At 74.0% G+C, this 11,918-nt stretch carries 8 protein-coding genes; 7 read left to right on the top strand and 1 reads right to left on the bottom strand.

Annotated features, from left to right (window positions below; all coding sequences use genetic code 11):
- Positions 1-269 precede the first annotated feature (269 nt).
- The 7 genes from ACIBCM_RS01370 (at position 270) to ACIBCM_RS01340 (ending at position 8,768) form a co-directional block, all read left to right on the top strand.
- Positions 270-950 carry a pyroglutamyl-peptidase I gene (locus ACIBCM_RS01370; protein ID WP_399238864.1) on the top strand — a complete coding sequence of 227 codons (681 nt, stop codon included), beginning with the start codon at positions 270-272 and terminating at the stop codon, positions 948-950.
- Positions 951-957: 7 nt separating this feature from the next.
- Positions 958-2,250 carry an amidohydrolase family protein gene (locus ACIBCM_RS01365; protein WP_399238862.1) on the top strand — a complete coding sequence of 431 codons (1,293 nt, stop codon included), beginning with the start codon at positions 958-960 and terminating at the stop codon, positions 2,248-2,250.
- A complete protein-coding gene (allB, locus tag ACIBCM_RS01360; RefSeq protein ID WP_399238860.1) occupies positions 2,247-3,992 on the top strand; it encodes an allantoinase AllB in 1,746 nt (581 codons plus the stop codon). The genes ACIBCM_RS01365 and allB overlap by 4 nt, the downstream gene beginning before the upstream one ends.
- On the top strand, positions 3,980-4,987 hold the full coding sequence (locus tag ACIBCM_RS01355; RefSeq protein ID WP_399238858.1) for an aminopeptidase: 1,008 nt from the start codon (positions 3,980-3,982) through the stop codon (positions 4,985-4,987). The genes allB and ACIBCM_RS01355 overlap by 13 nt, the downstream gene beginning before the upstream one ends.
- Positions 4,988-5,010: 23 nt before the next feature.
- Positions 5,011-5,769 carry a (S)-ureidoglycine aminohydrolase gene (gene allE / locus ACIBCM_RS01350; RefSeq protein ID WP_399238856.1) on the top strand — a complete coding sequence of 253 codons (759 nt, stop codon included), beginning with the start codon at positions 5,011-5,013 and terminating at the stop codon, positions 5,767-5,769.
- Positions 5,756-7,015: an amidohydrolase family protein gene (locus ACIBCM_RS01345; protein ID WP_399238854.1), complete on the top strand. Its 1,260-nt coding sequence runs from the start codon at positions 5,756-5,758 to the stop codon at positions 7,013-7,015. The genes allE and ACIBCM_RS01345 overlap by 14 nt, the downstream gene beginning before the upstream one ends.
- A 727-nt stretch (positions 7,016-7,742) precedes the next feature.
- Positions 7,743-8,768 carry a LacI family DNA-binding transcriptional regulator gene (locus ACIBCM_RS01340; protein ID WP_399238852.1) on the top strand — a complete coding sequence of 342 codons (1,026 nt, stop codon included), beginning with the start codon at positions 7,743-7,745 and terminating at the stop codon, positions 8,766-8,768.
- Between the two features lie 155 nt (positions 8,769-8,923).
- Here ACIBCM_RS01340 and ACIBCM_RS01335 read toward each other — a convergent pair whose 3' ends face one another.
- Positions 8,924-11,893 carry an AAA family ATPase gene (locus ACIBCM_RS01335; RefSeq protein ID WP_399238850.1) on the bottom strand — a complete coding sequence of 990 codons (2,970 nt, stop codon included), beginning with the start codon at positions 11,891-11,893 and terminating at the stop codon, positions 8,924-8,926.
- Positions 11,894-11,918 lie beyond the last annotated feature (25 nt).

The following is an 11,918-nucleotide window of genomic DNA, read 5'->3' as shown; positions in this document are numbered from 1 at the left end:
AGCGGAAACCAACGGGAGATGCGGGCAGCGGAGGAACCATCCCGGCGGGGTACCACCAACGTCTCGGCCGCGCTGCGAAGCCATCGTGCTCGGGCTTGATGGCGGCAGTTAACACCGGCGGATTCCCAGGGTCAAGACACTGAAAGAAACGTTTCTTTCTAAAAAAGAAACGTTTCTTTTCCGTCTGGCATCCGTCATGATGCTGAGCCAGGCGGTCGCTCACCCTTCCGCCTGACGATCTGTGCATTCCATCCTTCGGAAGATGTGTGATGACCCAGCCCTGGATTCTGGTGACCGGTAACGGCGCCTTCGGCACCCTGGCGTGCCGGACCGAGCTGCACTACGCCGACAACCCCAGTTCCGCCGTGGCACTCGCGCTCGACGGCGAGGAGATCGGCGGCCACCGTGTGGTCGGGCGCAGCCTCATCTGGAACGAGCGGCCGGAGGAAGCCCTGCTCCCGCTCCTCGGCGACGGTGAACCGCCCGCCGCGGTCGTCTCCTGCGGGGTGTTCTCGGGCCGGACCACCGTCACGGTGGAGCGTACGGCGGTCAACGTCGAGGACTTCCAGTTCGCCGAGGACGGGCGGCGCCCGGCCGGTGAGCCGCTCTATCCCGACGGTCCCGCCGCCTATCTCGCCACCCTCCCGATCAAGGCCATGAGCACCGCGATGCGCGAGGCCGGTGTGCCCGCGCTGATCTCCAACTCCGCCTCGACGCACGGCTGCAACGCCGTCATGTACACCGCGCTGCATCTGGCGGCCCTGCGCGGGCTGCCCACCCGGTGCGGCTTCGTCCATCTGCCCGACACCCCCGAGCACGTGGCCCGGATCGGGCACAACGGCCCGAGCATGGACCTCGCGCTCCAGATCGCCGCCCTGCGGGCGGGCGTGACGGCGGTGGTCGCCAATCCGTCCGACATCCGCGTACCCGCCAATGAATGGGAGTGGTGAGACCGCCATGCCGAACGCCCGGCCGAGCGAGGGGCCGTCCGGCCCCGACCTGCTGATCCGCCGGGGCCGTGTCCACGGCCGCGACGGGCTCGTGGACCTGTGGGTACGCGGCGGGAAGGTGGCCGCCGTCGTACCGAGCGGCGAGGCCCCCGGGCCGACCGGCCCGAACGGTACTGCCGCCGGCCCCGACCCCGCGCCCGAGGTCCTGGACGCGGGCGGCGGACTCGTCTCCCGGTCCTTCACCGAACCGCACTACCACCCGGACAAGGCCTACAGCCGCGCCCTCGCGCCCGCCGGTGCCCGGGACTCCTTCGAACGCGCCCGGCTCATCAAGGCGGGATTCACCGTCGAGGACGTGACCGAGCGGGCGACCCGCGCCCTGCGGCTGGCGTCCGCGAACGGTGTCACCAGGCTGCGGGCCAACGTCGACGTCGACTCGGTCTCCGGACTGCGGGGCTTCCACGGGGTCCTGGCCGCCCGGGAACGGGTGGCGCATCTGCTGGACGTGGAGATCGTGGCCTTTCCGCAGGAGGGGCTGGCCCGCGACCCCGAGTCCCGGGCCCTGCTGGCCGAGGCGCTCGCGTCCGGCGCCGATCTGATCGGCGGCTGGCCCAATGTCGAGGACGGCGCCGAGGCGCAGCGGGCCCATGTCCGCGAGGTCTTCGACCTGGCGGAACGCTTCGACGTCGGGGTGGACATCCACGCCGACTGCATGATCGACCCCGCCGAGACCATGCTGGAGTACGTCGCCGAGGAAACGATCCGGCGCGGCTACCAGGGCCATGTCCTCGCCAGCCACTGCTGTGGTCTGGAGGTGTACGCGGACACGGACGCGGCACGGGTCGTCGCGAAGGTCGCCGAGGCGGACGTACGGATCGTGGTCGTCCCGCTGAATCTGCTGGACGGCGGGCCGCGCGGGCTGTCGCGGCCCCGGGAGCTGATGGCGGCGGGCGCGGTGGTCGCGGCGGGCAGCGACAACATGAACGACGGCTGGTACCCGCTCGGCACCCTGGATCCGCTGGACCGCGCCCAGATGGCGTTCTTCGGCGCGGGGTTCCACGACGAGGGCGCGGTGGACACCGCGTGGGAGATGGTCTGCGGGCAGGCGTCGGCCGCGGTCGGCGGGCGCCCCGGGGACATCGAGGTGGGCGAGGACGCGGATCTGGTGCTGTTCGAGGCGCCGGACCGGGCGACGGCCCTGGCCAATGCGCCCTCCACACGGACGACGCTCAGGCGCGGGCGGGTGGTGAGCCGCCGGAACACCGCCGCACGCGCGGCGGCGGAACCGGTGCGGCCGTGACCCCGTACCGGCCGGGCACCCCCGGCCGGGGCGCCCCGGGCGCCCCCGAGGAGCCCACTCCGGGCGACGGTGGCACGGGCCTCACCACCCCTGCCCGTCCGCACCCCGCCCCCGCCGGCACCGGCCGGGGCGACGGCGGCACCGACCCCACCCCTCGCGGCACGCACATCACCGCCCCTCGCAGCACGGACCCCACCGCCCCGGACCCGCGCGAGTCCGGTGCGCGCACCGGGGACCCGCACCTCCCGGGCGCGTACACAACCGCGGGGCGTCCCCCCGCCGAGGGCGCCGGGGGCTCCCCCGCGGAGCCCGTCGAACGGCTCAGCGGCCGTGCCCGCCCCACCGGACCCGCCGATCTCGCCGTCACCGGGGCCACCGTCCTGACCCCGGAGGGCCCGCGACCGGGCACGCTGCTGGTCGACGGCGGCCGGATCCGGGCGGTCGTCCCCCCGGGCACCCGGGTCACCGCCGGGGAGACCATCGACGCCCGGGGACTGCATCTGGTCCCCGGGGTGATCGATCTGCATGTGCACTTCGACGTCCCTGGCATCAGCCTGGAGACCGACTTCCGCACCGGCACCCGTTCCGCCGCCGCCGGTGGCGTCACCTTCGTCGTCGAGCACCCCTTCTCCGACCCGCCGACCACCACCGCCGCCCGCTACCGCGACAAGCGGCGGTCGGCAGCGGCGGGCGCGGTGGTCGACTTCGGCCTCTGGGGCGCGCTGACCCGGCCCTCGCTGGACGAGATGGAGGGCCAGCACGCCCTGGGCGCACCCGGCTTCAAGGCGTTCCTCCCCGAGAACGACATGGACTTCCCGCCCGCGACCGAGGCCGATCTGCTGACCGGGATGACGACCGCGGCACGCCTCGGGGCCCGGGTCCTCGTCCACGCGGAGGACCGGGACGCGCTCACCGCGGGCGAGGCCGCGCTCCGCGCACGCAGACGCACCGATGTCGCGGCCCTGCTGGAGGCGCGTCCGCCGTCGACCGAGATCGACGCGGTACGGAAGGTGCTGCGGCTGGCCACCAGGACCGGCTGCGCCGTACACCTGGTCCATCTGTCCACGCCCGAGGCGGTCGACCTGGTCACTCAGGCGCGTGCGGCCGGATTGGACGCCACCTGCGAGGTCACCGCCCACCATCTGCTGCTGAACGCCGCCGAACTGCCCGCACTGGGCGGCTTCGCGGTGTGCGCTCCCCCGCTGCGGGACGAACGCCATGTGGAGCGGCTGTGGGACCGGGTACGGGCCGGTCACGTCCAGGCGGTCGTCTCCGACCACTGCCCCTACGGCCGGGCCGACAAGCTCGCCGGGTCCGACGACGTCTTCCGCTGCCCGTTCGGCATCCAGAGCGTCCAGGAGTACGTACCCCTGGTCGTCAGCGAGGCGCTGCGGCGCGGGATGCCCCTGGCGGACATCGTCGCCCTGATGACGGAGGGCCCCGCGCGGATCTGCGGCGCTGACGGCTCGAAGGGCGCCCTGCGGCCCGGTATGGACGCCGACTTCGCCCTGCTCGACCTGGACTCCCCCTGGGTGGTCAGCGCCGAGCGGCAGCAGCACGCCGAGGAGCGCTGGTCGCCGTACGACGGCCGCACCAGCACCGTGCGGGTCGTCCGTACGGTCGTCCGCGGCCGTACGGTGGCGCTCGACGGCGCCGTCACCGCGTCCGGGGGCTCGGGCCGTTACCTCCCGCTGTCCGGGCCCGCCCGGCAGCCGTCCGGGGAGGCGGCATGCCGGATCTGAACCCCTCGGCGGCCGAGATCGCGCGCGGCGCCCGCGAGTTGGTCACCACGTGCCTCTCGGTCACCGGATCGGACCGGGTGCTCGTCCTGACCGACCGCGCCACCCGGCCGCTGGCCGATGTCATCGCCGGCCAGGCCCGCGCGCTGACCACCACGGCCGTAACCGTGGTCCCCGATGTCGCCGCCGGCTACGAGGCGGCACGGTCCGCGATCGGGCGCGCCCTGGACGCGTACGCCCCGACCGTGACCGTGTTCGCGGCGGCCGATCCGGGTGATCTGCTCGCCTGGGACCCGACGTTCTGGGAGCACCTGGAGCGCCACGGGGCACGCCACGCCCATATGCCCGCGCTGGACGACGTCTGCCTCGGGATCGGTATGGCCGTGGACTACACGGAGGTCGCCCGGTTCACCCTCGGCGTACGCGATCTGCTGGCGGGCTCCCGGTCGGTGCGGGTCACCAGCGCGTCGGGCACCGAACTGGAACTGAGCTGCGGCCCGGACCGGCCCTGGACCCCCTTCACGGGCCTCTACCAGTGCGGCGGGCAGGGCGGGCGGCTGCCGCAGGGCGAGGTGTTCTGCACCCCGCTGACCGCCGAGGGCGTCCTCGCGGTGTCGGTGGTCGGCTACCCCTTCAACGCCGCCTCCGGGCTGCTCGCCGAGCCGCTGCTCATCGAGGTCGCGGGCGGAGCCGCGGTCTCCGTACGCCATCCCGACACCGCCTTCGCCGCACGGCTGCACGACTGGCTCAGCGGGTCCCCGGGTGGATTGCGCCTGGGCGAACTGGCCCTCGGCACCAACCGGGCGCTGCCCGCGATCACCGGGAATCTGCTGTTCGACGAGAACGTGCCCGGTGTCCACATCGCCTTCGGCCACCCCTTCCCCGAGTACACCGGAGCCGACTGGGAGTCCCCGGTCCATGTCGACATGGTCGTCGAGCGCCCCGCCGTCCGGGTGGACGGGCGCGCGGTTCTCACCGACGGCCGGTATCTCATCTGACGCCGTACACCCAGGAGTTGACCATGACACACAGTCCGACCGTCCACCATGTGAGCGCCAACCGCGGTCGCGTACGGGGCGCGTACATCCTGATGACCCCGGAGAACCTGGTCGAGAACGCGCTTCCGCATCTGGAGGGTGTGATCGCCAAGCCGCTCGCGACCCCGCGCGCGGTCCCGGCCTGCTTCGGCGAGTATCTGCTGGAGTTCGAGGCGGGCGGCCGCAGCACCCGCCCGCTGGGCACGGGCTTCGAGAACTTCCTCTACGTCCTCGACGGCCGCGCGCACGTCGAGGCGGACGGCACCGTCCACACCCTGGAGCCGGGCGGATACGCGTTCTTCCCCGAGGGGGTCGAGTTCGGCGTCGAGACCCCCGGCGCGAGCCGGGTCCTGTGGGTCAAGCGCCGTTACGAGCCGGTGCCCGGGGTCGCGGCCCCGGAGACGGTCGTCGGCCACACCGACGAGGTCACCCACCACCCCGACGAGACCATCGGCGGCACCTGGGCCCCGCTGCTGCCCGACGACGAGCGCTACGACATGGCGATGAACGTCATGCGGTTCGACGTCGGTTCACGGTTCGCGATGGTGGAGGTCCACCACCAGGAGCACGGCCTCTACATGCTGGAGGGCGAGGGCGTGTACTACCTCGGCGACGACCATGTGGAGGTCTCGGCCGGCGACTTCGTCTATATGGCCCCCTACTGCCCGCAGTCGTTCTACGCGACCGGATCCACCCGCCCGTCGTACCTCCTCTACAAGGACGTCAACCGTGACGGCTTCTGAGACCACCACCACCGCCGACCTGATCGTCGAGGGCGCCACGCTCGACGGCGCCACGGTCGATGTCGTCGTACGGGACGGCCGGATCGCCGCCCTCGGCCCCGGCGCGGCCGGCGGAGTCGGCGCCCCGGAGCGGATCGCCGCCGCCGGGGGGCTGATCACCCCTCCGTTCACGGAGCCGCACAGCCACCCCGACAAGGCGCTCAGCCGCCGTTCGATCGTCCCGCTGGGGCTGCCCGCCCGGCTGACCGAGCGGCCCGCGCTGATGCAGCGGCAGCGCGATCTGAAGGCCACCTTCACCCGGGACGAGGTGGCCGGGCGCGCGGGCGCGTTCCTGCGGCTGGCCGCGTCCCAGGGCGTCGGTACGGTCGCGGGCCAGGCGGACATCGACTCGGTGACCGGGCTGACCTCGTTCGAGGGCGTGATGGACGCGCGCGAGGCCCACGCGCATCTGGTGGAGCTGCGGGTGACCGCGTTTCCGCAGGAGGGGCTGGTCCAGGACCCGGGCGCCTACGACCTGGTGGCCGCCGCGCTCGCCGCCGGGGCCCACCGGGTGGGCGGCTGGCCCAACAACGAGCGGTCGTTCGAGGACCAGCTCACCCATCTGGACCAGGTCTTCGAACTGGCCGAACGGTTCGGCGTCGGCATCGACATCAACGTCGACTACTTCACCGACCCCTCCGAACGTCTGCTGGAGCCCCTGGCCGAGCGCACGGTCGCGCACGGGATGCAGGGCCTGGTCAACGCGAACCACGTGGGCGCGCTGGAGACCTACCCCGACGACGACGCCCGCCGGGTGATCGACCGGGTCGCCGAGGCGGGGATCGTGGTGACCGTGTGCCCGTCCAACCTCGGCGGTTCCTATCCGTACCGGGGTGTCTCACGGGCGAACGAGCTGCTGGCCGCCGGGGTGACCGTGGCCGCCGGTACGGGCAACCTCCAGGACAACTGGGAGGTGTTCGGCAATCTCGACCCGATGGACACCGCCCGGCTCGCCTGGCACGCGTTCCCGCTGAGCGACGAGGACGACAGGGGTGTCGAGACGGCGTGGCGCCTGGTCACGAGCCATGCGGCGAAGGCGGCCGGAGTTCCGTACGGCGAGCTGCGCGCGGGCGGTCCGGCCGACTTCACGGTGCTGTCGGCGACCACGCTCACCGACGCCCTGCGCAATGAGCCGGGCCCGCGCCGGCTCGTGCGGGGCGGCCGGGTGGTGGCGGGGCGGGCGGGCGAACTCTGGACAGCGCGGTGACCGCTGGCGCGGGGGGTGTGCGGGCGGGGGTGTGCGGGCGGTCCGTATCCGCGGGCGGGGCGTTGGCCCCGGGTGCCGGGGGTCACGGGTTGCCGCGGCCGGTCCGCGAATCGCTCGCCGACGAGCGGCGACTCCCGGGGCTCCGCCCCGGACCGGCGCCTCAAACGCCGGCGAGGCTCGAACACCCACGGCAGCCGTACCCGGGTGCCGGGGGCTACGGGTTCCCCACGCCCGGCCCGCATGCCGCCCGCCGACGAGCGGCGACTCCCGGGGTTCCACCCCGGACCCGGCGCCTCAAACGCCGGCGAGGCTCGAACACCCACGGCAGCCCGCAGACGGACCAAGTCCACGGGCGGACCGCACCCCGGCGGCAGCGCGCCGTACCCGGGTGCCGGGGGTCACGGGTTGCCGCGGCCGGTCCGCGAATCGCTCGCCGACGAGCGGCGACTCCCGGGGCTCCGCCCCGGACCCGGCGCCTCAAACGCCGGCGAGGCTCGAACACCCACGGCGCCTCAAGCGTCGGCGGGGCTGGAAAACGCCGGGCGCCCGGTGCAGCGTTGCGGGGCCGGTGCCGGTCGTACGGACGGTCGGCAGACGCACACCCCCCGTCGTACGGTATGCGTACGCGCCGAGCACCTACGCACAGCGCCCCGGACGCGTTGGTTCATGTTGATCCGTGTTGATGCCGAGCAGGGCTACGAGTGAATCTGGTGGTTCCGTGGTGAAGGTGACCAAGACCGCAGGCGGCCGGGTGACGATCCGCGATGTCGCCGCCGCCGCCGGGGTCTCGGTGACAACCGTGTCCGACGCCCTCAACAACAAGGGAAAGCTCCGCCAGGAGACCCGCGAGCGCATCCGGGAGACGGCGGCGTCCCTCGGCTACCGGCCGAGCCGGGTGGCACAGGCGTTCCGGCAGGGACGTACGGGCACCATCGCGCTCGTGCTCCCGCACCGGGACGTCAGCGGCAACGAGCACGACATGATCGGGCTCGACTACTACATGACGATCGCGTCCGGGTCGGCGCGCGCCGCGTTCGGCGAGGGGTACGCCCTGATGCTGACGCCGAGGATCAGCACCGAGGACGAGTGGCGGCTCATCGGCCCGGACGGCGTCGTCCTGTGCGACCCGGCGGCGAGCGATCCCCGGATCGACATGCTGGAGGGCATGGGCATCCCGGTCGTGTCGATCGAGCGCGACCCGGACCGCCCCGAAAGGCCCTTCTACGTCTCGGGCGACAACGAGCAGAACATGCGCGATCTGCTCGCCCATCTCCACCGGGAGGGCGCGCGCCGGATAGCCCTGCTGTCGGCCCGGTCCTCCTGGGCCTGGACCATCGACGGCGAGCAGGCCTATCTGTCGTGGTGCGCCGAGCACGGTCTGGCACCGATGGTCGCCCATGTCTCCGTCGACCGGCTCGAAGCCGACTCCTACCGCGCCGCCTGCGCCCTGCTGGACGCCGACGAGCCGCCGGACGCGCTGATCGCCTCCGCCGAGCAGTACAGCGAGGGCGCCACCCGGGCCTGCCGCGAACGGGGCGTACGCATCCCCGAGGACCTGATGCTCGCCATCGGTATCGACAACCGCTTCGCCCAGCAGTCCGACCCCCCGATCACCGCGATCGACCTGCGCCCCGCCGAACAGGCGGGCGCCGCCGTCACCATGCTGCTGAAGCGGCTCGCGAACGAGACCGTGGACCGGCCCTCGGTGGTGCCGAGCCGGCTGAGGGTCCGCGCGAGCACCCGCCGCTCGTGAGGCGCCGCTCCCGAGGCCCCCGGCGTCGGGCCGCCACCGCCGTACGCCACCACCACCACGTCCCGGACCGGATCCCTCCCGGCGCTCCCGGGGGTCCCCGTCCCGGACCCGCGCCAGGCCGTGGCGGCCACGCGTCAGGCCGTGGCGGTCACGCGTCAGGCCCGGCCCGCCTCGTCCCGGAAGCGCGCGGCCAGTTCGCCGCGCGAGCGGATGCCGAGCTTCGCGTAGATGTGCGTCAGGTGGTACTGCACGGTCTTGACCGAGATGAACAGCTCCAGCGCCACCGCCTGATTGCTCGCCCCGGCGGCGACCAGCCGGGCCACGGACTGCTCCTGGGGGGTCAGCCGGGGCAGCGCGAAGGCCGCCGCCCCGCGTTCGGCGGCCCCGAGCCCGCCCGCCTGGAGTTCCCGTTCGCAGCGCTGGACACAGGTGCGCGCGCCGAGGGTGACGAAGGCGTCGCGGGCGTTCTTGAGGACCGTGTCGGCCTCCCGCCGCTTGCCCGCGCGGCGCAGGGTCTGCCCGTACGCGAAGTTCACACTGGCCCGCTCGTACGGCAGCGGCAGCTGCTCCAGCCGGGCGAGCGCCTGCTCGAACTGCCCCCGCGCGCCCTCGATGTCGCCGTGCGCGCCGGTGATCCGGCCCCGGGCGGCGCCCAGCCGGGCCAGGGTGGAGTGATGGCCGCGCCGGGCGGCGAGTTCCTCGTACGGGCGCAGGAACGCGTCGGCCGCCTCGACGCGGTTGGTCATCACCAGGGCGTTGGCGTAGACGTCCTGCCAGGGCCAGAACCCCGGCTCGTCGACGGCTTCCCCGGACGGCAGATGCAGAATCGGCGCCAGGGCCTCCACGACCCGCTCGTAGTCGGCGCGGGCCTCGGCCACCTGGGCGCGCGCCAGACAGGAGGGCACGAGCATCACCTCGTAGTGGTCCATTCCGGCGGACGCCTCGGCCAGATGCCGGCCGGCGGCCTCCCAGTCCCCGCGCAGGGCGTGCACCTGGGCGCCGGTCCAGTGGATCAGCGGACGGACGAGTTCGATCCGGACGTCCGCGAGCCGCCCGGCCGCCCGCTCCACGGTCTCCAGGGCCTCCGGCCACGCCCCCAGCGCGAACTGGGTGCGGGCCAGCCAGCCCTGCGCCCACAGCGAGATCCGGGTCGATCCCATGCGGTACCCGGTCGGTACGGCGCCCTCCAGCCGTCTGCGGGCCGCCTCGGGCGCGTCGAGCGCGAGGTCGACCCAGCCGCGCCCGAGCTGGAAACGCTGGGGCTGGGCGCCGCCGGGGATCCGTTCGGCGGCGGCCTCGTAGGCGGCGACAGCCTCGTCCGACCGACCGGTGGCGGCCAGCCCCAGCCCGAGGACGGCCTCCGACTCGATCGCCGACGGATCGGCGGGATCCGCCAGCTCCAGGGCCCGGCGGGCCCAGACCACCAGGCCGGCGGCGTCCCAGCGGCCCAGGGCGTGCAGCACCCGGCGCTGGCAGATCTTCGCCGTCAGATCAGGCCGTTTCGCGTGGTCGCAGCGCGCCCACGCCTCGGTGAGAAAGGTCTCGGCCTCCGCCGCCCGGCCTCTCATGATGGCCAGATAGCCGAGGACGACATCCCGCAGCGTACTGGCCGGAAAACTCTCCAGTTCGGCGGCGAAGGCGGTGGCCTGCGGGATGTCCCCGGCACCGACCATCGCGTCCACGGCCCGCAGCAGCCGGTCCCGGCGTACGGCCCCGGTCGTACTGAGGCGGCCGGCCTTGACCAGGGTGTCCGCGACGGCCGACCACTCCCCCACCGACGCCCGCTGGGCCGCGTAGGCGTCGAGTTCGGCGGCGAGTGAGCCGTCCGCGGTGGTGGCGGCGGCGACGCGGTGGGCCAGCCGCCGCCCCTCGTCCCCGGTGATCCGGGCGGCCCGGCGGTGCAGTTCGGCCCGCCGGGCCAGCCCGATGCCGGTGAGCACGGCGGCCCGTACCAGCGGATGCGGAAAGGACAGCAGGGCCCGCCCGGGGTCGACGGTCGCGGTCAGCAGCCCCGCCGTCCGCGCCTCGTCGGCGGCGGGCAGCGGATCGCTGAGACCGGCCAGTACGGCGGCCTCGGCCGCGGTGGCGTCCTCACCGAGCACGGAGCAGACCTCGACCAGGGTCCGGGCCGCGTCCCCGCAGCGCGCCAGCCGGGCGTGGACGGCCGCGGTGTATCGGGCGGGCGCGGGCAGGACGGGCTGCCAGTCCCGCCAGGTCTCCCGGGGCAGCTCCCGCAGCAGCTGGGTGATGTGGAGGGGGTTGCCCCGGGTGTGGCGGCACAGATGGCGTGCGGCGGGCAGGCTCAGGGTGATCCCGGCGGCCTCGTGCGCCAGCGCCCTGGTGCCCTCCGCCCCGAGCGGCCCGACCCTGACGGAGTCGTCACGGCACCCGTCCAGAAAAGCCGCGGTCCCGGCCGGATAGTGCCCGTGAGCCTCCCCGTACGCCTGACCGGGCTCCTCCTCGTATGCCTCGTCGCCGTCCGCGGGGTCGCGGGCGATCAGCACGACGAGGACCTGTTCGCCGGACATCCGCCGTACGGCGGAGCGGACCGCGCGCAGGCTGTCGGCGTCGGCCCAGTGGGCGTCGTCGACGACGACGGCGAGGGGCTGGTGCGCGGCCCACAGCCGGTGCAGCTGTTCGGCGGCCCCGAGCACGGAGGACGCGGTTCCGGGGGCCTGTGCCGGAGGGCCGTCGGACACGGGGAGGGGCTGGGGCGGGGGTCCCTGACCGGAGGGGGGCCGGTCCGCTGAGGCGGTCCGGTCCTCGGAGGGCGTCCGGTCCTCGGAGGGGACGCGGTCCCGCGTCCCGGCGGGGTGCTCGTGGTCCGTGGTGCGGGGCTGGTCCGTCCGGTGGGCCCGCTGATCCGTGGTGCGGGCCCGCAGAAGCTGGCCGGCCACGCCGAGCGCGAGCCCCGACTCCCAGGACACGCCCGTGGCCCGCACCACGGTGGTCCCGCCGCCCGCGAGCACATGGTCGACGAGCGCGGTCTTGCCGCAGCCCGCCGGTCCCTCGACGAGCACCACCGAGGGCCTGCCCGCGCGGGCCGCGTCGAGCGCCCGGGTCAGCGCGGCGACCTCGCCGACCCGCCCGATCAGGCTTCGTCGCTGCTCAGGACGGTCGTCCATGCTCCAGAACGCTAGCACCGGCCGG

The organism is Streptomyces sp. NPDC051018 (genome assembly GCF_044456085.1).
Classification (GTDB): domain Bacteria; phylum Actinomycetota; class Actinomycetes; order Streptomycetales; family Streptomycetaceae; genus Streptomyces.
This window is presented reverse-complemented; position numbering and strand designations above follow the sequence as displayed.

What these genes read in the sequence shown, in the direction of transcription:
- ACIBCM_RS01370 (WP_399238864.1), top strand. Translation starts at nt 270, where the DNA reads ATGACCCAGCCCTGGATTCTGGTGACCGGTAACGGCGCCTTCGGCACC.
- allE (WP_399238856.1), top strand. Translation starts at nt 5,011, where the DNA reads ATGACACACAGTCCGACCGTCCACCATGTGAGCGCCAACCGCGGTCGC.
- ACIBCM_RS01335 (WP_399238850.1), bottom strand. Translation starts at nt 11,893, where the DNA reads ATGGACGACCGTCCTGAGCAGCGACGAAGCCTGATCGGGCGGGTCGGC.
- ACIBCM_RS01355 (WP_399238858.1), top strand. Translation starts at nt 3,980, where the DNA reads ATGCCGGATCTGAACCCCTCGGCGGCCGAGATCGCGCGCGGCGCCCGC.
- ACIBCM_RS01365 (WP_399238862.1), top strand. Translation starts at nt 958, where the DNA reads ATGCCGAACGCCCGGCCGAGCGAGGGGCCGTCCGGCCCCGACCTGCTG.